Below are 24,081 nucleotides of genomic sequence, written 5' to 3'. Positions count from 1 at the left end.
CGCGCTACCCAGGACACCGGCATCCGCGGCGCACGCTGAGATCCCCGCGCGGCGGGCGGCGGCATTCTCACGCGGCCGGTGCGCCGGATCCACGCGGCCGGAACGCTGACTTCCGCACGCGATCAAGGCGCCGAGAGCCGTGAGATCCGTACCGTCAGAAGGCCGGCATCCGCGCGAGCAGGGCATCGGCACCCGGACGCGGCCAGACGCCCGGATCCCCGCGCGGCCAGGCCGGCATCCGGGCGCAGTCCAACGGCTTCGGCGATTCGCGGTTCGTTGATCGGGAACCTGTGAGGCGCGAGCGGTGTATGACAGGTAGAACCCGCCGCGTCGAAGGGACCACGATCGTGCATCGTCGAGCTGTGCCGGCCGTCCTGGCCGCAGCCGCGCTCCTGCTCACGGCCGGCTGCTCCTCCGACGACGGAGGGGGTGGACCGCCGGGCGGCGGCGAGAGGGCTCCGTCGCGTGGGGCGAGTGCGCAGTCCGCGCCCTCCCGGCAGGCCGAGGAGACACCGCCGGCAAAGGGCTCGGTGAAGGTGCTCCGCACGGTCGCCGAGAACCTGAACACCCCATGGGGCCTCGCCCCGCTGCCCGACGGAGACCTCCTCGTCTCCTCCCGTGACGACGGCACGATCACCCGGGTCGACACGAAGACGGGCAAGAAGACCGAGGTGGGCGAGGTGCCCGGGGTGTCACCGGCCGGCGAGGGCGGCCTCATGGGCCTCGCCCTCTCCCCGGACTACGCCTCGGACCACATGATCTACGCCTACTTCACCTCGGTCTCGGACAACCGCATCGTCCGCATGCTCTACGACGAGGAGAAGCCGGCCGGCGAGCGGCTCGGCGCGCCCGACACGATCTTCAGGGGCATTCCCAAGGGCTTCATCCACAACGGCGGCCGGATCGCCTTCGGGCCCGACAAAATGCTGTACGCCGGCACGGGCGAGAGCGGTGACCGCGGGCTCTCCCAGGACAAGGAGTCCCTGGGCGGCAAGATCCTGCGCCTGACCCCGGAAGGCGAACCGGCCCCGGGCAACCCCTTCCCCGACTCCCCGGTGTACTCGTACGGCCACCGCAATGTGCAGGGCCTCGCCTGGGACGCCAGACAGCGCTTGTTCGCCTCGGAGTTCGGCCAGGACACCTGGGACGAGCTGAACGCGATCAAGCCGGGCGACAACTACGGCTGGCCGGAGGCCGAGGGCAGGTCCGGCGATGCCGGGTACCACAACCCGATTGCCCAGTGGGCCACGGACGACGCCTCCCCGAGCGGTATCGCCTACGCCGAGGGCTCCATCTGGATGGCCGGCCTGAAGGGCGAGCGCCTGTGGCGCATCCCCCTGAACGGAACGGACGCCTCGGCGGACCCCCAGGCCTTCCTCGATGGCGAGCACGGCCGCCTGCGCACGGTGGTCCCGGCGGGCGGCGACAAGCTGTGGATCACGACCAGCAACACGGACGGGCGGGGCAGCCCGAAGGACGGGGACGACCGGATTCTGGAGGTGCGGGTGCGCTAGGGCCTGTCCTGCTCAGGCCGCACCGCCGGCGGGGCCCGCCGCGTCGTCCGGCTCGGCGTCCGGATCGTGGTCCGGATCGTCGTCCGGATCGTCCGGCTTCGGCAGCCGTACGACGACCCTGCCGGAGGTGAGGTCTATCGGCCCGCGCCCGGGATCGCCGTCTCCGACGTCCTCCCGGGTGAGCTCCAGCCGGTTCTGCTCGTCTTGAGTGTGCTTGCGGCCGGGTGCGAACAGTTCCTCGAACATGTTGAACACGGCGCCTCCCCTGCCGGTCCTGACAGCGTACGCCTCAGCCCGCCGACGGAGCCTTGAGAGCGTCGGGCGGGAACAGTTCCAGCCGGTGCGCGGTCGCCGCGGCCTCTCCCCTGCCCGAGACTCCGAGCTTGGCCAGGATGTTGGACACGTGGACGCTCGCCGTCTTCGGGGAGATGAACAGCTCCTCGGCGATCTGGCGGTTCGTGCGGCCGGCGGCGACCAGGCGCAGGACGTCGCGTTCCCGGCTGGTGAGCCCGAGAGCCTTCACCTGGTCCGCGGGCGGCGACGGCCGCGCCGGGGCGCCGGTCAGGGCGAGGCGGGCGCGCTGGGCGAGCAGGGTGACGGCGTCGGCGAGCGGGCGGGCGCCGATGTGCTCGGCGACTGCGTGGGCGAGGCGGAGCAGTTCGGTGGCGCGCTCGCGTTCGTCCTCGCCTCCGGCCGCCAGAAGGGCCTCGGCGAGGCGGTGGCGGACGCGGGCGAGGTCGTAGGGCCGCTCCAGGCGTTCGAAGGCGGTGACCACGTCCGACCAGATGCCCGGGGTGGCGCGGTCCTCGGCGCGGAGGAGTTCGGCACGGACCCACTTCTCGTGGGCGAGCCACAGGGGGACGTCCGTGGTGAGCGACTTGGCGGCGCCGAAGAGGCGTTCGAGTGCCTTGTCGCGGCCCTGCTGCGCGGCGGGCCGTGCGCGGGCGTCGGCCTCGGCGGTGGCGGCGGCCAGCAGCAGGGGCCAGCCATAGCGGTGGGTGCCGGGCGGGACGCCGGCGTCCAGGGCGCGCTCGAGCTCCGCGCGGACGTCGAGGATGCGGCCCTCGCCCGCCGCGACGCCGACGGCGATGCGGGCCACGGACAGCCACTGCTGGGGTATGGAGTCATGCGCACCGAAATGGTGGCGGGCGGCGGCCAGTTGGCGGGCGGCCTCGGCCACGTCGCCCCGGTCCAGCGCGACATGGGCCAGGCGCAGGGCGCCCGTGCCCTGGGGCCTGGCGCTGTTCTCGCGTCGCTGCGCCTGGCCGGCGGCCTCGGCGGCCTCGTCCCAGCGGCCGAGCGAGTGCAGCGAGTCGGAGAGGTTGCCCCAGGCCCAGGCCTCGGTGTGCAGCAGGCCGAACCTGCGGGAGTAGACGGTCCCTTCCCGGAGGATCGCGGCGGCCTCCTGGGAACGGCCGACCGCTTCGAGTTCGGAGGGCAGGTTCACGTAGGAGCGGCCCGCGACAGACGAGATGCCCTCCTGGAGCGCCTGCTCCTTGACCTCGTACATCGCGGCGAGCCCGGCCTCGATGTCACCCGAGTTGACCATGAGGCAGGCGAGGGTGAGACGTGCGTTCAGCTCGGTCTCGCGGGCGTTCACCATGCGCGCGTACTCCACGGCGCGCTCGGCGGCGGCCAGGGCGTCGGGACCCGGTTCATGGAGCATGGACCAGCTGGCGACGCTGCTGAGCACCTCGGCATGGACCTCGGAGGGAGGCAGTCCGCGCACCAGTTCCTGGGCGGTGGCCAGTTCCCGCCAGCCGTCGCCGCGGGCCTGCGCCTGGACCAGCAGGGAGCGCTGTGTCCAGAACCAGGCGGCGCGCAGCGGGTCCGCCTCCTCCTCCAGGAGGTGCAGCGCCCGCTTGGTGATCTTCAGGGCGCGCTCGCGTTCTCCGCACAGCCGGCCGGCGACGGCCGCCTCGGCCATCAGATCGAGGTAGTGCAGAGGTGTGGTCGCCGGGTCGCAGCCGCAGGGCGCGTAGACCTCGGTGTAGTCGGCGGGGCGCAGCCTCGCCCGGAGTTCCTCGGGGGTTGAGTCCCACAGCTCCATCGCCCGCTCCAGGAGCCGCAGTTGTTCGCTGTGGGCATGCCGGCGGCGGGCGGCGACGGAGGCGTGCAGGACGGCGGGAAGCGCCTTGGCGGCGTCATGGGCGTGGTACCAGTAGCTGGCCAGGCGCATGACACGCTCGTCGGCGGGGACGAGCGCGGGGTCCGCTTCCAGGGCTTCGGCGTAGCGGCGGTTGAGGCGGGAGCGCTCGCCGGGCAACAGGTCGTCGCTGACGGCCTCGCGGACCAGGGAGTGCCGGAAGCGGTAGCCGTCGCCGCCCGGCGCGGCCAGCAGGATGTTCGCGTTCACGGCGGCCCGCAGCGCCTCGATGAGGTCGTCCTCGGCGAACCGGGCGACGGCGGCGAGCAGCCGGTACTCGACGATGGAGCCGCCCTCGGCGACGATCCGGGCGACCCGCTGGGCGCTCTCGGGCAGGCCCTCGACGCGCACCAGGAGCAGGTCGCGAAGGGAGTCGGTGAGGCCGGTGCAACAGCTGCCCTCATGGGCGGCGACGGCGAGTTCCTCGACGAAGAAGGCGTTGCCGTCGGAGCGTTCGAAGATGTCGTCGACCTGCCCCGGGTCGGGTTCCCGGGCGAGGATTCCGGCGATCTGGCGGCCGACCTCGGCGCGGTTGAAGCGGCCGAGTTCTATTCGGCGGACCGTGCGAAGCCGGTCGAGTTCGGCGAGCAGCGGGCGCAGCGGGTGGCGGCGGTGGATGTCGTCGGCGCGGTAGGTCGCGAGGACGACGAGGCGGCCGGTGCGCAGGGTGCGCAGCAGGTAGGCGAGAAGATGGCGGGTGGAGGCGTCCGCCCAGTGCAGGTCCTCCAGGACGACGACGACCGGACGGTCGGCGGCGACCCGCTCCAGCAGCCGGGCGGTGAGTTCGAAGAGGCGGGCCATGCCCTCCTCGTCGGGCCGGCGTGCGTCCCGGGCGGTGGCCGTTTCGCCGACTTCGGGCAGCAGCCGGGCCAGTTCCTCCTCCTGCCCGGCGGCAGCGGCGGCCAGTTCGTCCGGGAGTTCGCGGCGCAGGGCTCGCAGAGCGGTCGAGAAGGGGGCGAAGGGCAGTCCGTCGGCGCCGATCTCGACGCAGCCGCCGAGCGCGACGACGGCGCCTCGGCGGCACGCGGCGGTGGCGAACTCCTCGACGAGACGCGTCTTGCCGACGCCGGCCTCGCCGCCCAGGAGCAACGCCTGCGGCTCGCCCGCGGTGGCGCGGGCGAGAGCATCGTTCAGCGTGCGCAGTTCCTCGGTGCGGCCCACGAACACCGGGCTGACGGATCTGGTCTCCACCCGCCCGAGCATCGCATGCGGCCCGGGCGGTGACGCACCCTTTTTCGGGAGGACGGCCGCGGGGAGGAGCAGCGTGCCCTCGGCCGGGGAGGCCTGTGCCGTGCGGCCGTCCTGCCCTGCCCCGGCGCTCACGCGGTGCGTGGCAACCGGTGCCGGCGGGGGCGGCCGGTATCCACCTCGCCGTCGGCCTCGCGGCGTGCGGCCTCGCGGCGGGCGGCGCGACGGCTGCGGACGGCCTCGCGGGCCAGCCGCTCGTTCTCGGCCCGGCGGATCAGTTCGGCGGAACGGAGCTGCTGGATCTCGTACTCGTACATGGCGTGTCCCTCGGAGAGTTCGGTTTCCGGCTTCGCCGCGGCGGGTTATCCGCGATGCCTCAACCTTCGTCTCCCAGAGGGTTCCGCCACATCGGGAGAGTTCCGCATCTTCGGCGGTGAGCGGGGCCTTAGGCGTGCGTGAGGGGCCCGAGGAGCTCCGTAAGGCGCCTACGGATTGCCCTAAGACCCCTCAGAACCTGCGGTCATTCAGCCGGTGGACGGCAGTCCGAGCAGGATGTCGGTGTACTTGAGGACAGCCAGGAGCAGGCCGATGACGCCGAGCGACACGCCGCCCCAGGCGACCGACTTGATCCACGTGGCCTGCGGCCTGCCCGGGGCCCCGAACGCGGGCCGGGCGAGGACGACGACGCCGACGATCAGCGCGGCCAGCGCGAACAGGCCACCCCAGAACGCGGTGGTGTGCCAGGCGTCGCCGTACACCTCCTTGACCTGCTGGGCGACGCTCGCGCTCGACGAGGTCTGGAGCTGTCCGACGAGGGTCTCGCGCGCTGCGGCGACGGTGGCGATCCAGCCGCCGCTGAGCGAGACGGCGCCCAGCGCGGCGGAGACCACTGCCCCGGCGCCCTGGCCGACGCCGGACGGGCCCTGCTCCTCGGTCACGTCGTCGAGTTCGGCCGCCGTCTCGGCGGCTTCGTCGGCGACGGCGTCCGCCGCGGTGTCAGCGGTGGCGGCCTCCGTCTCCGTGGCCTGCTCGGCCTCGGTGACCTCCGCCTTCTCCTCGTCGGTCTTCGCCCGGGCGCCGGTCCCGGCCCCCGTCTCGTCCACTGTCCTGGTTCCCATGCCCCGCACCGTAGGGGCGGAGTCTGAGAGGTCTCTTAATGATCGCTGTGCGCGGCACGCGCGCGTGCCTCACGCCACTCGGGCGCGAGGATCGACCACACCTCCAGGTCGTGCCGTACGCCGTGGTGGAGGTAGCTCTCGCGCCGCACGCCGTCTCTGGTCATGCCCAGCCGCCGGGCCACGTCCAGGCTCGGCCGGTTGCCCGCGGAGGCGACCCACTCGACCCGGTGGATTCCGCGCCGCTCGACGGCGAAGTCGATGAGCACGCGCATCGCGCGGGTGACGAGCCCGCGCCCGGTGCCGGCGGGTTCCAGCCAGCAGCCGACCTCGCAGTTGCCGTTCTCCGCGTCGAAGTTCAGGAAGAGCACCCCGCCCACGAGCTCGCCCTCCAGCCACAGGCCGTGCAGGGAGGCGGTGTCGGCGGCGCGCATGTCGGCGTACCGCTGGAGGGTGTCCCGCGCGGACGCCACGTCGGTGGCCTTCTCCCCGAAGGGGACGTACTGGTTGATGAACTCCCTGCCCCGGTCCAGATGCGCCAGGAACTCCTCGGCGTGCCACGGCTCCAGGGGGCGCAGTTCGGCTCCGTCGTCACCCAGGGATATCGCGTACATCCCGCTGTTGCTCCTTCGCCAGTACGTCCGCCACCTCGGCGTCCGTCGCGGCGGCCAGCCTCTCATGGGCGGCGCGGGCCTCGGGCGGTTCGATGCTGATGCGCGGCAGGCGCCGGTCGAGCCAGCGGGGCAGCCACCAGTTGGCGCCGCCGAGCATGTGCATGAGGGCCGGCACCAGCAGCGTACGGAGCACGAAGGCGTCGAGGGCGACGGCGGAGGCGAGCGCGATGCCGAACATGGCGATCACGCGGTCTCCGCTGAGCACGAAGGCCAGGAAGACGGAGATCATGATGACCGCGGCGGAGTTGATCACCCGGCTGGTCTCGGCGAGGCCGACCCGGACGGCACGCCGGTTGTCGCCGGTCTCGAGCCACTCCTCGTACATCCGGCTGACCAGGAAGACCTGGTAGTCCATGGAGAGCCCGAACAGCACCGAGACCATGATCACGGGGAGGAAGGGCTCGATCGGCCCGGCGCGGCCCAGCCCCAGCAGTTCGCTGCCCCAGCCCCACTCGAAGATCGCGACGACGACACCGAAGGCGGCGGCGACGGCGGCGACGTTCATCACGGCGGCCTTGAGCGGGATGCCGACGGACCGGAAGGCGAGCAGGAGCAGCAGACAGCCCAGACCGACGACGACGCCGACGAACAGGGGCAGCTTGCCGACGATGACGTCGGCGAAGTCGTCGTAGCTCGCCGTCAGACCGCCGACGTGGATGTCGAGCGAGGTGCCGGTCTCGGCGCGCGGCAGCACCTCGGTGCGCAGCCGGTCCACGAGGTCGCTGGTCCTCTGGGACTGGGGGGCCGACTCGGGGACGATCGTGAAGTACGCCGTGTCACCGCCCGTGTTGTACGTGACCGGCGTCACCGACGCGACGCCCTCGGTGGTGCGGATCGTGGCGTCCAGGTTGTCGAGGGCGAGCTTGTCCTCGGCGCCGTCGACGTTGGTGACGAGGGTGAGAGGGCCGTTCACGCCGGACCCGAAGCCGTCCGCCAGGAGGTCGTAGGCCTGGCGGGTGGTCGAGGACGTCGGGCCGTTGCCCTGGTCGGAGGTGCCCAGGCGGAGGGAGAGGGTGGGCAGGGCGAGGACGGTCATGACGACCAGGGCCACGATGCCGAGCAGCTTGGGGTGACGCTCCACGAAAGCCGACCAGCGGGCGGCGAGCCCGGTCGGCAGCTCGGGCTCGGGCCCGTGCTCCGCAAGCCTGCGTCGCTCGCGCCGGCTCAGGGCGCGGGGCCCGATGAACGACAGCAGGGCGGGCAGCAGGGTCACGGAGGCCGCGACCGTCAGCACCACGGTCAGCGAGGCGGCTATCGCGACTCCGTTGAGGAAGTTCAGCCGCAGGGTCAGCATCCCCAGCAGCGCGATGCAAACCGTGGCACCTGCGAAGACGACCGCGCGTCCGGTGGTGGCGACGGCGTTCGTGACGGCCTCGGTGACGCAGAGCCCGCGCTTCAGCCCACGCCGGTGCCGGGTGACGATGAACAGCGCGTAGTCGATGCCTACGCCCAGTCCGATCAGCATGCCGAGCATGGGCGCGAAGTCGGCGACGGTCATCGCGTGCCCGAGCAGCACGATCCCGGCGTACGCGGTGCCGACACTGACCAGTGCGGTGGCGATGGGCAGCAGGGAGGCGGCGAGCGAGCCGAAGGCGAGGAACAGGACGACACCGGCGACGGCCACACCGACGACCTCGGCCATGTGGCCGCCGGACGACTCGGTGAGCGCGACGGCGCTGCCGCCCAGCTCCACCCGGAGCCCGTCGGTTCCGGCGTCCTCGGCGGTGTCGACGACGGCCTGCGCCTCGGAGTGGTCGATGTCCTCGGCCCGGTCGTCGAAGACGACCGTGGCGTACGCCGTACGGCCGTTGCCGCTGATCTGTGCCGCGCCCTGGCCGTCGTACGGGCTGACCACGGCGGCCACGCCGGGCAGGTCGGCGATCTGGGCCAGGGTGCGGGTCATGGTCTGCTCGACGTCGGCGGCCCGGACGGTGCCGGACGTGGTGTGCCACACAACCGTGTCGCTGTCGCCGCCGAGGCCCGGGAAGCCGTCCTGCAGCAGCTGGGCGGCGCGGCCCGACTCGGTGCCCGGAGCCTCGTAGTCGTTCGAGTACGCGGAACCGGCGACGGCTGCGGCCGCGGTCACCCCGCCGAAGGCGAGGAGCCAGAGCAGAACGGCGACGAGGCGGCGCTGGACACACCAGCGTGCAAGGGCTGCCACGAGACGTGCTCCCGGGGGTGGATTTGTGGATCTTTGGCCGGGAACAGTCGTCAATGAACTGAACAGCCCGCAAAGAACGCATGAGCAATGCGAAGCCACTCTTACAGGCGAAAGTGATCGTTTGCCGCGTTCGTGGGCTTCCTCACAGGAGTGCGAGACAACTCACAGGACGGTTCGATTCACTCTGCCGCCTCAGTCGAACTGGTCGCCCAGCGCCATCACCATCGCCCCGGCGACCAGCAGCCACAGGGCGCGCCGGGTGCGGCCCCGGGAGCCCAGGAAGGATGCCGACGCGCACACGACGGCTCCGACGGCGTAGGCGGCGGGGACGAGTGCCGGCGCGGAACCGGTGAAGCGGAGCGCCGCCGCGGCCAGTCCGGCGAGGGCGAGCAGCGCCCCGGTCCCGGCCGCCGTCCAGCGGGCCCGCCGGGCGTCCTCGGCCGGATCCCCGGCGTCGGGTATTTCGGAATCACCGCGTCCGTTCATGCCGGGGGAGCGTAGCGCCTCCGGCTGAGAAACCTGACGCGGGGCAGCCCGGGGCGCTGCCGGCGTCCCGGCGTCGGCCGCCCGAGGCGCACCACCGCCGACCGAGGCAGGTGCATTGTCCGAAGGTCCGACCGAGCTCCTACGCATCTCTTTCCACTACGAAGGACTCAAGGAGCCCGTTCACCGATGACCGAGCCGCCGGGAGCATCTGGGGCCCTTCTGGGGCCCGGGCTTCTGGGCGTTCCGGTCCCCCGCCTGGTGGCGCCGGAACTGGACGCGCAGCGGGGCGGTGGTGCGACAGGCCGGCGCCAAGGAGAGCCCGCAGGACTTCATGGCGCGCATGGCTCGTGAGTCAGTCGAGCTGGTGTGCGTCGACCAGGGCCGCGCGCTGGGCTTCGCGCGGGTGGTGGGGGGCCTCTGATCGGCACGCCCGGGGCTGATGGGAGACGCCCAGGGGGACGCATGGGCACCGATGCATCCCCCTGGGGCTTCTGCTTCCGAAGGCTCAGCCCTCGCTGACGCCCAGCTTCTCCAGGATCAGCTCCTTGACGCGGGCCGCGTCCGCCTGACCCCGCGTGGCCTTCATGACCGCGCCGACCAGGGCGCCGGCCGCGGCCACCTTGCCACCGCGGATCTTGTCCGCGATGCCCGGGTTGCCGGCGATGGCCTCGTCGACGGCGGCGGTGAGCGCGCCCTCGTCGGAGACGACCTTCAGACCGCGCTTGTCGACGACCTCGTCCGGGGTGCCCTCGCCGGCGAGGACACCTTCGATGACCTGGCGGGCCAGCTTGTCGTTCAGGTCGCCGGAGGCGACCAGCTCGGTGACCCTTGCGACCTGCTCCGGCGTGATCGCCAGCTCGTCGAGCGAGACGCCCGACTCGTTGGCGCTGCGCGCCAGTTCGCCCATCCACCACTTGCGGGCGGAGGCGGCCTCGGCGCCTGCCTCGATCGTGTCGACGATCGGGTCCAGGGCACCGGCGTTGAGGATCGACTGCATGTCGGTGGCGCTGACGCCCCACTCCTCGCGCAGCCGGTTGCGGCGGACCAGCGGAAGTTCCGGCAGCACGGCGCGGATCTCCTCGACCCACTCACGGGAGGGTGCCACCGGCACCAGGTCCGGCTCGGGGAAGTACCGGTAGTCCTCGGCCTCCTCCTTCACACGGCCCGAGGTGGTCGACCCCGTGTCCTCGTGGAAGTGCCTGGTCTCCTGGATGATCGTCCCGCCGCTGCCCAGGACAGCCGCGTGCCGCTGGATCTCGAAACGGGCCGCACGCTCCACGGAACGCAGCGAGTTCACGTTCTTCGTCTCGGAGCGCGTGCCGAACTTCTCGGCACCCTTCGGCATCAGCGACAGGTTGACGTCGCAGCGCATCTGGCCCATCTCCATACGGGCCTCGGAGACACCGAGGGCCCGGATGAGCTCGCGCAGCTCACGGACGTACGCCCGGGCGACCTCGGGAGCGCGCTCGCCCGCACCCACGATCGGCTTGGTGACGATCTCGATGAGCGGGATGCCTGCGCGGTTGTAGTCGAGCAGGGAGTGGGACGCACCGTGGATACGGCCGGTGGCGCCGCCGACGTGTGTCGACTTGCCGGTGTCCTCCTCCATGTGGGCCCGCTCGATCTCCACGCGGAAGGTCTCGCCGTCCTCCAGCTGCACGTCGAGGTAGCCGTTGAAGGCGATCGGCTCGTCGTACTGGGAGGTCTGGAAGTTCTTGGGCATGTCCGGATAGAAGTAGTTCTTCCGGGCGAAGCGGCACCACTCGGCGATCTCGCAGTTCAGCGCGAGACCGATCTTGATCGCGGACTCGACGCCGGTCGCGTTGACGACCGGGAGCGACCCCGGCATGCCGAGGCAGGTCGGGCAGGTCTGCGAGTTGGGCTCGGCGCCCAGCTCGGTCGAACACCCGCAGAACATCTTGGTCTTGGTGCCGAGTTCGACATGAACCTCAAGGCCCATGACGGGGTCGTACGACGCCAGCGCGTCCTCGTACGACACCAGGTCGGTCGTGGTGGTCACGGTGAAACTTCCCTCTCAGCCCAGCAGGACGTCGTCGTCGCCCAGCCGCTTCAGCTCGCGGTAGAGAATGGCGAGGCCGGTGACGATGGCGACGGCGGACACGGTGGCGTCGATCAGGACCAGGGTGTCCTGCTCGGCGCGGGCCTTCTTGAGCCGCTTGGCGACACCGATCGCGCCGAACGCGGTCCCGGCGATGGACAGGTACGTACCGGACTTGGACTTCTTGAAGCCCTTGGCCTTGGTCAGTGCACTCACAGCGACGGAGCCTCCTCGAGAAGCGGGTGCCCCCACCTTTCCACGAAGGCGGCCTCGACCGCGGCGCCGACCTTGTAAAGACGGTCGTCCTTCATCACCGGGGCGATGATCTGCAGGCCGACCGGGAGGTTGTCCTCCGGCGCGAGGCCGCAGGGCAGCGACATGGCCGCGTTGCCCGCCAGGTTGGTGGGGATGGTGCACAGGTCGGCCAGGTACATCGCCATCGGGTCGTCGGCGCGCTCGCCGATCGGGAAGGCGGTGGTCGGTGTCGTCGGGGAGACGATGACGTCGACCTGCTCGAACGCCCGGTCGAACTCCTGCTTGATGAGCGTGCGGACCTTCTGGGCGCTGCCGTAGTACGCGTCGTAGTAGCCGGAGCTGAGCGCGTACGTGCCGAGCATGATGCGGCGCTTGACCTCGGGGCCGAAGCCCGCCTCACGGGTGAGGGAGGTGACCTCCTCGGCCGAGTGGGCGCCGTCGTCGCCGGTACGCAGGCCGTAGCGCAGGCCGTCGAAGCGGGCGAGGTTGGACGAGCACTCGGACGGCGCGATCAGGTAGTACGCCGACAGGGCCAGGTCGAAGGACGGGCAGTCCAGCTCGACGATCTCGGCGCCCAGCTCCTTCAGAAGGGCGACGGACTCGTCAAACCGCTGGATGACACCGGCCTGGTAGCCCTCGCCGCGGAACTGCTTGACGACGCCGACGCGCATCCCGGCGACGCTGCCGCCCCGGGCGGCCTCGACGATCGGCGGAACCGGCTCGTCGATCGAGGTGGAGTCGAGCGGGTCGTGTCCGGCGATGACCTCGTGCAGCAGGGCCGCGTCCAGGACCGTACGGGCGCAGGGCCCGCCCTGGTCGAGGGAGGAGGAGAAGGCCACCATGCCGAAGCGGGAGACCGCGCCGTACGTCGGCTTCACACCGACCGTGCCGGTGACGGCGGCGGGCTGGCGGATGGAACCGCCGGTGTCGGTGCCGATGGCGAGCGGCGACTGGAAGGAGGCGAGCGCGGCGGAGGAGCCGCCGCCGGAGCCGCCGGGGATCCTGGTCAGATCCCAGGGGTTGCCGGTCGGCCCGTACGCGCTGTTCTCGGTGGAGGACCCCATGGCGAACTCGTCCATGTTGGTCTTGCCGAGGATGACGACGTCGGCGGCCTTCAGCTTCTTGGTGACGGTCGCGTCGTACGGCGGGATCCAGCCCTCGAGGATCTTCGAACCGACGGTCGTGGGCACGCCCTCGGTGGTGAAGATGTCCTTGAGCGCGAGGGGCACGCCGGCCAGCGGCCCGAGCTTCTCTCCCCGGGCCCGCTTCTCGTCGACGGCGCGGGCCTGCGCGAGGGCGCCCTCGCGGTCGACGTGCAGGAAGGCGTGCACCTTCTCGTCGACGGCCTCGATACGGGCGAGGTGGGCCTCGGTGACCTCGACCGCCGTGAGCTCGCCGGAGGCGATCTTCGACGCGATCTCGGCCGCTGTGAGCTTGATGATGTCCGTCATGGGATCAGTCCTCCCCCAGGATCTGCGGCACCTTGAAACGCTGCTGCTCCTGGGCCGGGGCGCCGGAGAGCGCCTGCTCGGGGGTGAGCGAGGGACGGACCTCGTCCGCGCGCATGACGTTCGTCAGCGGCAGCGGGTGAGAGGTCGGCGGTACGTCTTGGTCGGCGACCTCGCTGACGCGGGCGACCGCGCCGATGATGTCGTCCAGCTGGCCTGCGAAGTGGTCGAGCTCTTCGGGCTTCAGCTCCAGACGCGCCAGCCGGGCGAGGTGGGCGACCTCCTCGCGCGTGATGCCAGGCATGCAGCGATCCTCTGGGGTGAGTGTGTGTGGTTTGGGCCTAGGGCCTGTCGTCACATTCCCGTCGTCCGCCCGGAGGGGCAGGCAGGCATGTGGCGACAGGTCCTAATCCTATGGGGCGGGGGGCCGTGCCCGTGAAACGGTTTGCCGGCCCGCACTCCGCAGTGCCACGGGGCCGTGCCGCGCGGCCCGGTGACACGGATGCGCAGCGGACACCGGGCCGGGGCCCGATCCCCTGAACGGGCGGGCGGGAGAGTTACTCGTCGGACGCCGCCGCGGGCAGCGCGGCCCGCGGACGCTGCCAGCCGCGGGAGCCCCGCGCGCGCAGCCACGCCGTCGTCTCCTCCGGCGGCATCGCGGCCGCCACCAGCCAGCCCTGTACGGCGTCGCAGCCCAGGTCGCGGAGCCGCTCCCAGGTCTCGTCGTCCTCCACGCCCTCGGCGACCACGAGCAGGCCGAGCGAGTGGGCGAGGTCGACCGTGCAGCGGACGATCTCCGCGTCCTGGGTGTCGACGGCCAGCCGGGCCACGAACGAGCGGTCGATCTTGAGCTCGCTGACCGGGAGCCGGCGCAGGTGCACCAGCGAGGAGTAGCCCGTGCCGAAGTCGTCCAGGGACATCTTCACGCCGTGCCCGGTCAGCGCGGCGAGCGTGTCGGCGGCCCGCTGCGGGTCCTCCAGGAGCACGTGCTCCGTTATCTCCAGCTGCAGCGCACCCGCGGGAACTCCGTGGCGGGCCAGCCGGGCGGCGACCGACCCGGCGAATCCGGGGGTATGGACGTCGCGCGGGGAGACGTTGACCGCGACCGGCACGAACAGGCCCTGGGCGCGCCATGCGGCCACCTGACCGAGCGCCGTCTCCAGCACGTACTCCGTGAGATGCGGCATCAGCCCCGAGGACTCGGCGATGGCTATGAACTCGTCGGGCGGCACCTTCCCGCGCTCCGGGTGCACCCACCGGACCAGCGCCTCAAGGCCCGCGACCTGTCCGTCGAAGCGGACCTTCGGCTGATAGTGCAGCTGGACCTCGTGCGCGTCGAGGGCCCGTCGCAGGTCGCCGAGCAGTCCGAGCCGGTCCGGCGTGTTCGAGTCGCGCTTGGACTCGTAGACCTCGACGCCCGTACGGTCCCGCTTCGCCTGGTACATCGCCACGTCCGCCCGCCTGAGCAGCCCCTCGGCGTCGAGGGCGTGGTCGGGAAAGACGGCGACCCCCGCACTCGCCTCCAGAACGAGGGTGAGGCCGTCGAGGTCGAGCGGGGAGCTGAGCGCGGCGACCAGGCCGCGGGCGATGCGGGTCGCGGACGTCGTGGAGTCGGCGACCGGCAGTAAGACGGCGAACTCGTCGCCGCCGAGCCGCGCGGCCTCCGCCCCGCGCGGCAGCGCCATCCGCAGCCGGTCGGCTATCTGGAGAAGCAGCCGGTCACCGGCGAGATGCCCGAGCGTGTCGTTGACCGACCGGAAACGGTCGAGGTCGATCAGCATCAGGGCGGCGCGGGCGCCGATGCGCTCGGCGTCGTCCAGCGCGGTCCAGATGCGTTCCAGCAGCCACTGCCGGTTGGGCAATCCGGTCAGCGGATCGCGCAGCTGCTCCTCGGCCCGGGCCCGGGCCATCCACAGGGTCGAGTCGAGGGCGATGAGGGGAATGGCGAACAGCGGCAGCAGGAGGGGCTCGGCCACGGCGACCACGCACACCAGCGGCGCGATGCCCAGCAGCGCGATCGCGACCAGGCCCTGTCTGACCAGGGCGGTGCGGGCGACGGTGGGCAGGCCGCCGCGCGGGGCGTGCAGATACCAGAGCAGGGTGCGGGTGACCGCGAGATAGGCGACCGCGACCAGCACCACCCCCGTTGCGGTGTAGGGCGTCCAGGTGTCGGGGTTCCAGGGGTTCTCGACGGACGGGACACGGCCGAAAGCGGCCAGCACCAGGGCTCCCGCGCCGATGCCGAGGACGTCCACCGCCCCGTGCAGCACGCCTTGCCGCCAGCGGTGGCGCCGGGCTATGCCGACCAGGACGACGACGGTGAGGCTGACCATCCCGGCGGGCATCCAGCCGTACAGCAGCAGCACGGCGAGGGTGAGGGCGGCGCCCGAACCCGTGCCGCCCCACCAGCGGGCGCGGCCGAGCGCGACCAGGTGGCCGACGATGACGCCGGTGAGTACGGCCAGGGACCAGCCGACCGTGCCGGACGGGAAGAGCGCGTGGTCCCCGCTGAAGCCCCGGTAGAAGCCGGCGCCCAGGAGAAACCCTGCGCCCGCGACGACCGCCGCGGGCAGTGGGGGCCAGGACAGGTGACGTTCGTGGTCGGCGCCCGGCAGTGCGGGGTTGTGCTCGGCGGTGGGCTGGGCGGGGCCGCGGCCGTCCACTCCGGCGTGCGGTCCGGCGGCGCGCCCCTCCGCGTCCGCAGGCTCCGAAGGCCGCCCGGACCACCGGCTCCCCCACCATGCGCCGGCCATCCGGCGCAGGCGCAGCCATGAGTCCGGGGCGGCGCTCTCGGTCGGTTCCATTCCCGTCCCTCTCACAGCCGGCGGTGCCCACGCCACGCGGCCCGACATCCGTCAACGGCCGCGTTGGAAAACCCTTACCCTCGCTCCGCGAGAGCAAGCGGATGCCCCGACCGCAGCTGGGCACGGCAGGCGCACACCTCAACAGTAGGCCGCGGAAGGCTTCCTCGGGCAGCGGTCGTCGACGGTTGCCCGAATGCGCCTCTGCCACCCGTATGCATCTGATATGCGCCGATCGGGTGGACTTCAACCGCTACTCCCCGGGCGGAAGGGCGACTTCGGCGGCGGCTTCCGGCCCTTGTTCCAGCAGGACGTTGAACCCGTCCTCGTTCAGAACAGGCACCTTGAGCTGCATCGCCTTGTCGAACTTCGAACCGGGATTGTCACCCACAACGACGAAAGAGGTCTTCTTGGAAACCGAACCGGTGACTTTCGCTCCCCGGCTCTGCAGTGCGTCCTTTGCCCCGTCCCGGGTGAAGCGTTCGAGGGTGCCGGTGACGACGACGACGAGGCCTTCGAGGGGACGAGGGCCTTCGTCCTCGCCTGCGCCTTTCTCTTCGAGGACGACACCGGCGGCCTTCCACTTCCGGACGATCTCACGGTGCCATTCCTCGGCGAACCACTGCTTGACCGCGGCGGCGACGATCGGGCCTACGCCGTCCGTGTTCTTCAGTTCCTCCTCGCTCGCCTCGTCGATGAGGTCGATCGAACGGAAGGCGCGGGCCAGGGCCTCGGCCGCGACCGGGCCGACGTGCCGGATGGAGAGACCGTTGATGAAGCGGGCGAGCGGACGGGTCTTGGCGGCTTCGATGTTCTCCAGCAGAGCAAGCGTGTTCTTCTTCGGTTCGCCCGCCTGGTTGGCGAACACCGTGACGACCTTCTCCTCGCCCGTCTTGGGATCGCGCTTGGGCAGGCCGCTGTCCTTGTCGAGGACGTGCGCCTTGATGGGGAGCAGCTTGTCCACGGTGAGGTCGAAAAGGTCGCCCTCGTCGACGAGGGGCGGGTCGGCCGGCTCCAGGGGCCGGGTGAGCGCGGCCGCCACCACTTCACCGAAGTGTTCGATGTCCAGGCACTCCCGGCCGGCGAGATAGGAGACGCGCTCTCTCAACTGCGCCGGACAGGTCCGGGCGTTGGGGCAGCGCAGGTCGATGTCGCCCTCCTTCATCGCGCGGAGCGGCGTCCCGCACACCGGGCACTCGGCCGGCATCACGAACTCACGCTCGCTGCCGTCCCGCAGGTCCACGACCGGACCGAGGATCTCGGGGATCACGTCGCCGGCCTTGCGCAGCACGACCGTGTCGCCGATGAGCACACCCTTGGACTTGACCACGTCCTGGTTGTGGAGCGTCGCGAACTCGACCTCGGATCCGGCCACGGTGACCGGCTCGACCTGTGCATACGGTGTGACGCGGCCGGTGCGGCCGACGCCCACCTTGATGTCGATCAGTTTGGTGTTGACCTCTTCGGGGGCGTACTTGTAGGCGATCGCCCAACGAGGCGCGCGCGCCGTGGACCCGAGACGGCCCTGGAGGCGGATCTCGTCGAGCTTCACCACCACCCCGTCGATCTCGTGCTCCACGGAGTGCCGGTGCTCTCCGTAGTGCGCGATGAACTCCCGTACGCCGTCGATGTCGTCGACCACCTTGTTGTGCCGGGAGGTGGGCAGGCCCCAGGTCTTGAGCAGGTCGTAGGCCTGCGAGAGGCGGGTGAGGCCCTCGAAGCCCTCCAGTGCGCCGATGCCGTGGACGACCATGTGCAGCGGGCGGGTGGCCGTCACGCGCGGGTCCTTCTGGCGCAGTGAACCGGCCGCCGCGTTGCGCGGGTTGGCGAAGGGCTTGTCGCCGGCCTCGACCAGGCGGGCGTTCAGCTCTTCGAACTTCTCCATCGGGAAGTACACCTCGCCGCGGATCTCCACGAGGTCCGGGACACCGTCGCCCGCGAGGCGGTCCGGGATCTCCGCGATCGTGCGGACGTTCGGCGTGATGTCCTCACCGGTGCGGCCGTCGCCGCGGGTCGCCGCGCGTGTCAGACGGCCGTTCTCGTAGGTGAGGTTGACGGCGAGGCCGTCGACCTTCAGCTCACACAGGAAGTGGTGGCCGGAACTGCCGACGTCCTTGTGGACACGCTCGGCCCAGGCCGCGAGCTCCAGGTCGTTGAAGGCGTTGTCCAGGGAGAGCATGCGCGAGCGGTGCTCGACGGACGTGAACTCCGTCTCGTACGCACCGGCGACCTTCTGGGTCGGCGAGTTGGGCGTGCGCAGCTCGGGATACTCGTCCTCCAGCGCTTCGAGGGAGCGCAGGAGTGTGTCGAAGTCCGCGTCGCTGATGACGGGAGCGTCCTTCACGTAGTACCGGAAGCGGTGCTCCTCGATCTGCTCAGCGAGCTGCGCGTGCTTCTCCCGTGCCTCGGCGGGCACCGTCGTCTCCGCTTGCTTGTCGCCGGCCACCGTGTCGTCCTCCCGTTACTCTGGGTTGTCCGCGAGAGATCTCGCCGCCCGGACGCAGTGGGCGAGAGCCCTGCGCGCGTACTCCGGGGAGGCCCCCGCGAGTCCGCACGACGGAGTTACCGTGACCGCCTCCGTGAGAAGCCCCGGATGCAGCCCCAGCCTGCGCCACAGCGTCCTGACACCCATGACGCTACCGGCAGGGTCTGACAGCGGACCGTCGGTGCCCGGCACGACACCCGCGAAGAGCCGGGTACCCCCTTCCACCGCCTCGCCGATCGCATCGTCGTCACGCTCGGTGAGAAGCGAGAAGTCGAAGGAGATCGCCGTAGCGCCCGCCCGGCGCAGCAGGGCGAACGGGACGTCCGGCGCGCACGAGTGGACCACGACCGGGCCGCCGCCGTGAACCCCGGCGACGTCCCGGAGCGCGGCCTCGACCGCCTGCCGGTCGACGGCGCGGTGGGCGCGGTAGCCGCTGGCGGACTTCACCTGCCCGCGCAGCACGGCAATGAGGGAGGGCTCGTCGAGCTGGAGCACCAGCTGTGCGCCGGGTACGCGCCGCCGGACCTCTTCGAGATGCAGCCGCAGGCCCTCGGCGAGCGACGCGGCGAGGTCGCGGCAGGCGCCGGGGTCGGAGAGGGCCGCCTCGCCGTTCTTCAGCTCCAGCGCGGCGGCCAGGGTCCAGGGACCGACCGCCTGCACCTTGAGCGGGCCCTCGTAGCCCTGGGTGAACTCCTCCAGCGCGTCGAGGTCCTCGCCGAGCCACGACCGGGCCCGCTTGGTGTCCCGACCCGGCCGGTCCCCGATCCGCCACCCGCTGGGCTCCACGCGCGCGTACAGCTCGACGAGCATCCCGGCGGTACGCCCGATCATGTCGGCACCCGGCCCCCGGGCGGGCAGTTCGGGCAGGAACGGGAAGTCCTCGAAGGACCCGCTGACGGTCTTGGCGGCTTCCCGGGCACCGCCACCGGGCATGGACCCGACGCCGGTGGCGGCACCAAAGCGGAACTGAGTGTCGTTGCTCACCCCGGAAGCCTACGTAACCCTCCGGGGGAGTCGCCGCCCCCCGGAGGCTGCCGTCCCCCCCGGGGCTGCCGCCCCACGCCCCGGCGGCTCTGCCGTCCCCCACCCCGCGGGCTGCCGCCCACCGCACCGTGGGCTGCCGTCCCCCCAGCTCTGCCGTCCCCCACCCCCCGCGGGCTGCCGCCACCGCACCCCACAGGCTGCCGCCACCACACCCGCGGGCTGCCGCCACCGCACCCCACACTGCCGCCACCACACCCCACAGGCTGCCGCCACCACACCCCACGGGCCACCGCCACCGCACCACAGGCTGCCGCCACCACACCCCACGCCGCGCCACCGCACCCCACAGGCTGCCGCCACCGCACCCCACACTGCCGCCACCACACCCCACAGGCTGCCGCCACCGCACCCCACACTGCCGCCACCACACCCCACGCCGCGCCACCGCACCCCACAGGCTGCCGCCACCGCACCGCTCCACAGGCTGCCGCCACCGCACCGGCGGCTGCTGTCCCCCACCTCAAGGGCTGCCGCCCGCCGGCCCCCGCTTCGGCCTGAACGGACTCGTCCTCAAGGTCGGCATTGCCTGCCTTCACCGGCAGGCGGGCGTCATCGCCCCGGCCGCACCGTCAGGTCGTTGATCTCCGCGTCCCTCGGCAGGTCGACGGCCATCAGGATCGTCGTCGCCACCGACTCGGGGTCGATCCACTTCGAGGCGTCGTAGTCCTTGCCCTCCTGCTGGTGGACCTTGGCCTGCATGGGGCCGGCGGTGCGGCCGGGGTAGACCGAGGTGACGCGGACGCCGTTGCCGTGCTCCTCGTGCCGCAGCGAGTCCGCGAGGGCCTTGAGACCGTGCTTCGACGCGGCGTACGCGGACCAGTCGGCGTGGGCGCTCAGGCCCGCCCCCGAGTTCACGAAGACGACGTGGCCGCGGGTGGCGCGGAGTTGGGGCAGGAAGTGGCGGGTCAGCTCCGCGGGGGCGATCAGGTTGACGTTGAGCTGGTGGCGCCAGGACTTCGGGGTCAGCTCGCCGACCGGGCCCAGGTCGACGACGCCCGCGATGTGCAGCAGCGAGTCCACCCGGTCCGGGAGCGTCTGGTGCGAGAACGCCCAGCTCAGCTTGTCGGGGTCCGCCAGGTCGCCGACGAGGGTCCGCGCGCCGGGGAACTCCGCCGCCAGCTCCTTCGCGCGGCCGGCGTCGCGCGCGTGCAGCACGAGGTCGTCCCCGCGCGCGTGCAGACGGCGGGTGACGGCCGCGCCGATGCCGGAACCCGCCCCGGTGATCACATGAGTAGCCATGCCTGCCATGCTCGCATCGTGCTCCCCGGCGTCACTGCACGCCCTGGCTCTCCTCCAGGTAGGCCAGTGCGCCCACCGGCTCCTCGGCGAAGAACACCAGGTCGGTGAGCGGGCAGGGCAGGAACCCCTCGTCCTCCATGCGCCGGAACTGTTCCTTCAGGCCGTCGTAGAAGCCCGCGGTGTTGAGCAGGACCACGGGCTTGTCGGTGTGACCGTGCTTCTTGAGTTCCAGGATCTCGGTGGCCTCGTCGAGCGTCCCGGTGCCGCCGACCATGACCACGACCGCGTCGGCCTTCTCCAGGAGCAGCTTCTTCCGCTCGGCCAGGTCCCGCGCGACGACCATCTCGTCGGCGCCCGCGTGTACCTTGGCGGCGAGGAAGTCCACGGACACGCCCAGCAGCCGGCCGCCCGCCTCCCGCACGCCGTCGGCGACCACCTTCATCAGCCCGACGTCGGAGCCGCCCCACACGAGGGTGTGCCCGCCCTTGCCCAGCAGCTCCGCGAACTCCCGTGCGGGGCGCGTGTAGCGGTCGTCGAGGTCGGCGGCGGACAGGAAGACGCAGATTCGCATGAGGTCACCGTACGCGGGAGGAACCGGGTGCCCGCCAGTGGGTTTCGGCGGCCCCGCGCGCCCGGCGCCCGGCCTCGTGTGGGCCCACCCCGGCCCCGGGCCCGATGTCGCCGAGATCACGGACCGCCTCTGCTTCTGCGAAGCGGAAGTGTCGTGACCGATTAATCGCCTGCGATACGGCAGTCTCCCCAGACATGGACAAGCAGACCATTTCGCGCGACGGCACCCCCATCGCGTACCAACGCGTCGGACGGGGTCCGACGGTCGTCCTCGTGAGCGGCGCGATGTCCACGGGCGCCACGGTGGCACCCCTGGCCCCGCGTCTCGCCGACCGCTTCAGCGTCATCGCGTACGACCGCCGGGGCCGGGGCGCGAGCGGAGACACGGCGCCGTACTCGGTGGCCCGTGAGGTCGAGGACATCGCCGCGCTCATCGGGGCGGCGGACGGTGACGCGGCGCTCTACGGCATCTCGTCCGGCGGCGCGCTGGCTCTGGAGGCGGCGGCGAGCGGGCTGCCGGTCCGTCAGGTAGCCGTGTACGAGACGCCGTTCGCCGATTTCGGCGGCGGTGCCGAGGAGCGCGCCCAGTACACCGCGAGCCTGACCGAGGCGCTGGCGCAGGGCCGGCCCGGGGACGCCGTCGAGCTGTTCCTGAGGCTCACCGGCCTCGCCGAGGAGATGATCGCGGGCGCCCGCCAGTCACCTCTGTGGGCCGGTATGGAGGCGATCGCGCCGAGCCTGGCCTACGACAACGCTGTGATGGGCGACGGTCTGGTGCCGCGGGACCGGCTTGCCTCGATCACCGTCCCCGTCCTGGCCGTCGCGGGCGGCGCGAGCCCCCGCTGGCTGCGGGAGGCGACCAGGGCGGTCGCGGAGGCCGTACCCCAGGGCGTGTACAGAAGCCTGGAAGGTCAGACCCACATGGTGGACCCGAACGTCCTGGCACCGGTGCTGGCGGAGTTCTTCGCCGCCTGACGCGGGGGGTGCCGGTTCAGGCCGCCCCGGCCGTCGCGCGCGTGGTCGACGCGATCGTCGCCGAGCCGACCACGCGCGTGCCGTCGTAGAGCACGATCGCCTGGCCGGGGGCCACGCCGCGGACCGGCTCGGTGAAGGACACCTCCAGGGTGCCGTCGACGAGCTCGGCGGTGACCTCGCTCTCGCCGCCGTGGGCGCGCAGCTGGGCCGTGTACGTGCCGGGGCCGGTCGGGGCGGACCCGCACCAGCGCGGCTTGATCGCCGTGAGCGCGCACACGTCCAGGGCGGCGGCCGGGCCGACCGTCACGGTGTTGTCCACCGGCGAGATGTCGAGGACGTAGCGCGGCTTGCCGTCCGCGGCGGGGGTGCCGATGCGCAGGCCCTTGCGCTGGCCGATGGTGAAGCCGTACGCGCCTTCGTGGGTGCCGATCCGGTTGCCGGACTCGTCGACGATGTCGCCCTCCGCCTTGCCGAGCCGCTGGGCGAGGAAGCCCTGGGTGTCGCCGTCGGCGATGAAGCAGATGTCGTGCGAGTCGGGCTTCTTGGCGACCGCGAGGCCACGGCGCTCGGCCTCCGCGCGGATCTCGTCCTTGGTGGTGACCGTGTCGCCGAGCGGGAACAGCGCGTGGGCGAGCTGCTTGTCGTCCAGCACACCGAGGACGTACGACTGGTCCTTCGCCATGTCGGAGGCGCGGTGCAGCTCACGGCTGCCGTCCTCGTTCACGATCACCTTGGCGTAGTGGCCCGTGCACACCGCGTCGAAGCCGAGGGCCAGCGCCTTGTCCAGGAGGGCGGCGAACTTGATCTTCTCGTTGCAGCGCAGGCACGGGTTCGGGGTGCGGCCGGCCTCGTACTCGGCGACGAAGTCGTCGACGACGTCCTCGCGGAAGCGGTCGGCGAGGTCCCACACATAGAACGGGATGCCGATGACGTCCGCGGCGCGGCGGGCGTCGCGCGAGTCCTCGATGGTGCAACAGCCTCGCGCGCCCGTGCGGAACGACTGCGGGTTCGCGGAGAGCGCGAGGTGGACGCCGGTGACGTCGTGGCCGGCCTCCGCGGCGCGGGCTGCGGCGACGGCGGAGTCCACCCCGCCGGACATGGCGGCGAGGACGCGGAGAGGGCGGGTGCGCTGCGGGGTGTCAGTCATAACGCTTCAAGGGTACGGGGGCGCGGGAACCGGGGCTCCCGAGTATCCGTTCACGATCACATGGGGGAGACGCATCGTGACGCGGACCGGCGGATCGGCCGGCGGGCCCTGCTCATCGGCGGGGCCGCGGCCGCCGCAGGCACGGCCGCGCTCGCGCGGGACGAACTGGCGCACCTGTGGTGGCGGCTGCCGGGCGTGGAGAAGTCGCGGGTCGAGGGCGCGGTGGACTTCCGCGGCGCACGGTGGGTGGCGGCCTCTTCGGCGAACTTCCGGTGGGCCGACCGGCCGGACGACTACTCGATAGACCGGGTCGTCATCCATGTCACCCAGGGCGGCTACGCGAGCGCGGTCAAGGCCTTCCGGGATCCGGGCCACCGGGCCGCGGCCCACTACATCGTCCGCAGGAACGGGCGCATCACGCAGATGATCCGCGAGCTGGACGTGGCGTTCCACGCGGGTGCCCGGGAGTACAACGAGCGGAGCGTCGGCATCGAGCACGAGGGTTTCGTGGACCGGCCGCAGGACTTCACCGACGCCATGTACGCAGCCTCCGCGCGGCTGACCGCGGGGATATGCGGGCGGTACGACATCCCCGTCGACCGGGAGCACGTCATCGGCCATGTGGAGGTGCCGGGGACGGACCACACCGACCCGGGGACGCACTGGGACTGGGACCGGTACATGCGACTCGTGCGGGAGGCACGCGCCGCCTCGGCCTGACACACCAGTGACACACATCACATGAACTGTCGGCCTTTCCCAAGAGCGGCTTGG

At 71.8% G+C, this 24,081-nt stretch carries 21 protein-coding genes; 4 read left to right on the top strand and 17 right to left on the bottom strand.

Annotated elements, in window-relative coordinates; all coding sequences use genetic code 11:
* Positions 1 to 308 precede the first annotated feature (308 nt).
* The gene (locus tag ACZ562_RS29740) at positions 309 to 1,514 is read left to right on the top strand and encodes a PQQ-dependent sugar dehydrogenase (RefSeq protein WP_471185287.1); all 1,206 of its coding nucleotides are present in this window, start codon (positions 309 to 311) and stop codon (positions 1,512 to 1,514) included.
* 12 nt (positions 1,515 to 1,526) lie between these two features.
* Here the strand turns inward: ACZ562_RS29740 and ACZ562_RS29735 are convergent, their stop codons facing one another.
* The 7 genes from ACZ562_RS29735 to ACZ562_RS29705 all read right to left on the bottom strand — a co-directional run bounded on the left by ACZ562_RS29735 (position 1,527) and on the right by ACZ562_RS29705 (position 9,284).
* Entirely contained in the window at positions 1,527 to 1,769 is a 243-nt protein-coding gene (locus ACZ562_RS29735; RefSeq protein ID WP_471185284.1) for a DUF6191 domain-containing protein, read from the bottom strand.
* Positions 1,770 to 1,803: 34 nt separating this feature from the next.
* On the bottom strand, positions 1,804 to 4,863 hold the full coding sequence (locus ACZ562_RS29730) for a helix-turn-helix transcriptional regulator (protein WP_471185409.1): 3,060 nt from the start codon (positions 4,861 to 4,863) through the stop codon (positions 1,804 to 1,806).
* 116 nt (positions 4,864 to 4,979) lie between these two features.
* Positions 4,980 to 5,165, bottom strand: a complete 186-nt coding sequence (locus ACZ562_RS29725; protein WP_471185281.1) for a hypothetical protein — start codon at positions 5,163 to 5,165, stop codon at positions 4,980 to 4,982.
* Positions 5,166 to 5,372: 207 nt separating this feature from the next.
* Positions 5,373 to 5,966, bottom strand: a complete 594-nt coding sequence (locus tag ACZ562_RS29720) for a hypothetical protein (protein WP_471185278.1) — start codon at positions 5,964 to 5,966, stop codon at positions 5,373 to 5,375.
* Positions 5,967 to 6,001: 35 nt separating this feature from the next.
* Positions 6,002 to 6,577 (bottom strand): GNAT family N-acetyltransferase, encoded by a 576-nt coding sequence (locus ACZ562_RS29715; RefSeq protein ID WP_471185275.1) that lies wholly within the window; start codon positions 6,575 to 6,577, stop codon positions 6,002 to 6,004.
* Positions 6,555 to 8,798: an MMPL family transporter gene (locus ACZ562_RS29710; RefSeq protein ID WP_471185272.1), complete on the bottom strand. Its 2,244-nt coding sequence runs from the start codon at positions 8,796 to 8,798 to the stop codon at positions 6,555 to 6,557. Before ACZ562_RS29710 ends, ACZ562_RS29715 begins: the two co-directional genes overlap by 23 nt.
* A 192-nt stretch (positions 8,799 to 8,990) precedes the next feature.
* Complete coding sequence (locus ACZ562_RS29705) at positions 8,991 to 9,284, bottom strand: hypothetical protein (protein WP_471185270.1); 294 nt, start codon at positions 9,282 to 9,284, stop codon at positions 8,991 to 8,993.
* Between the two features lie 289 nt (positions 9,285 to 9,573).
* Here ACZ562_RS29705 and ACZ562_RS29700 point away from each other — a divergent pair, with 289 nt between their 5' ends.
* Positions 9,574 to 9,705 carry a hypothetical protein gene (locus ACZ562_RS29700; RefSeq protein WP_471185267.1) on the top strand — a complete coding sequence of 44 codons (132 nt, stop codon included), beginning with the start codon at positions 9,574 to 9,576 and terminating at the stop codon, positions 9,703 to 9,705.
* 84 nt (positions 9,706 to 9,789) lie between these two features.
* Here ACZ562_RS29700 and gatB read toward each other — a convergent pair whose 3' ends face one another.
* From gatB to ACZ562_RS29655, 9 genes are all read right to left on the bottom strand, one after another.
* Positions 9,790 to 11,304, bottom strand: a complete 1,515-nt coding sequence (gene gatB, locus ACZ562_RS29695; protein ID WP_471185265.1) for an Asp-tRNA(Asn)/Glu-tRNA(Gln) amidotransferase subunit GatB — start codon at positions 11,302 to 11,304, stop codon at positions 9,790 to 9,792.
* A 15-nt stretch (positions 11,305 to 11,319) separates the two neighbouring features.
* Entirely contained in the window at positions 11,320 to 11,559 is a 240-nt protein-coding gene (locus ACZ562_RS29690) for a hypothetical protein (RefSeq protein WP_184598645.1), read from the bottom strand.
* A complete protein-coding gene (gene gatA / locus ACZ562_RS29685) occupies positions 11,556 to 13,049 on the bottom strand; it encodes an Asp-tRNA(Asn)/Glu-tRNA(Gln) amidotransferase subunit GatA (RefSeq protein WP_471185262.1) in 1,494 nt (497 codons plus the stop codon). Before gatA ends, ACZ562_RS29690 begins: the two co-directional genes overlap by 4 nt.
* A gap of 4 nt (positions 13,050 to 13,053) precedes the next feature.
* A complete protein-coding gene (gatC, locus tag ACZ562_RS29680; protein WP_018531282.1) occupies positions 13,054 to 13,350 on the bottom strand; it encodes an Asp-tRNA(Asn)/Glu-tRNA(Gln) amidotransferase subunit GatC in 297 nt (98 codons plus the stop codon).
* A gap of 253 nt (positions 13,351 to 13,603) precedes the next feature.
* On the bottom strand, positions 13,604 to 15,850 hold the full coding sequence (locus ACZ562_RS29675) for a putative bifunctional diguanylate cyclase/phosphodiesterase (protein WP_471185260.1): 2,247 nt from the start codon (positions 15,848 to 15,850) through the stop codon (positions 13,604 to 13,606).
* Between the two features lie 250 nt (positions 15,851 to 16,100).
* Positions 16,101 to 18,293, bottom strand: a complete 2,193-nt coding sequence (ligA, locus tag ACZ562_RS29670) for an NAD-dependent DNA ligase LigA (protein ID WP_471185258.1) — start codon at positions 18,291 to 18,293, stop codon at positions 16,101 to 16,103.
* Between the two features lie 15 nt (positions 18,294 to 18,308).
* On the bottom strand, positions 18,309 to 19,265 hold the full coding sequence (locus tag ACZ562_RS29665; protein WP_471185407.1) for a methionine synthase: 957 nt from the start codon (positions 19,263 to 19,265) through the stop codon (positions 18,309 to 18,311).
* Positions 19,266 to 19,925: 660 nt separating this feature from the next.
* A complete protein-coding gene (locus ACZ562_RS29660) occupies positions 19,926 to 20,615 on the bottom strand; it encodes an SDR family oxidoreductase (RefSeq protein ID WP_471185256.1) in 690 nt (229 codons plus the stop codon).
* 31 nt (positions 20,616 to 20,646) lie between these two features.
* Positions 20,647 to 21,186, bottom strand: coding sequence for an LOG family protein (locus tag ACZ562_RS29655; protein WP_471185253.1), 540 nt, complete (start codon positions 21,184 to 21,186; stop codon positions 20,647 to 20,649).
* Positions 21,187 to 21,380: 194 nt separating this feature from the next.
* Here ACZ562_RS29655 and ACZ562_RS29650 point away from each other — a divergent pair, with 194 nt between their 5' ends.
* The gene (locus ACZ562_RS29650) at positions 21,381 to 22,160 is read left to right on the top strand and encodes an alpha/beta fold hydrolase (protein WP_471185251.1); all 780 of its coding nucleotides are present in this window, start codon (positions 21,381 to 21,383) and stop codon (positions 22,158 to 22,160) included.
* A gap of 16 nt (positions 22,161 to 22,176) precedes the next feature.
* Here the strand turns inward: ACZ562_RS29650 and mnmA are convergent, their stop codons facing one another.
* Positions 22,177 to 23,307 carry a tRNA 2-thiouridine(34) synthase MnmA gene (mnmA, locus tag ACZ562_RS29645; protein WP_471185249.1) on the bottom strand — a complete coding sequence of 377 codons (1,131 nt, stop codon included), beginning with the start codon at positions 23,305 to 23,307 and terminating at the stop codon, positions 22,177 to 22,179.
* 60 nt (positions 23,308 to 23,367) lie between these two features.
* Here mnmA and ACZ562_RS29640 point away from each other — a divergent pair, with 60 nt between their 5' ends.
* A complete protein-coding gene (locus tag ACZ562_RS29640; protein ID WP_471185246.1) occupies positions 23,368 to 24,027 on the top strand; it encodes an N-acetylmuramoyl-L-alanine amidase in 660 nt (219 codons plus the stop codon).
* Positions 24,028 to 24,081: the final 54 nt, after the last annotated feature.

The sequence above is a fragment of the Streptomyces sp. NPDC040410 genome, assembly GCF_055595715.1.
The sequence above is the reverse complement of the archived record's forward strand: the minus strand, read 5'-3'. Positions and strand labels throughout refer to the sequence as shown.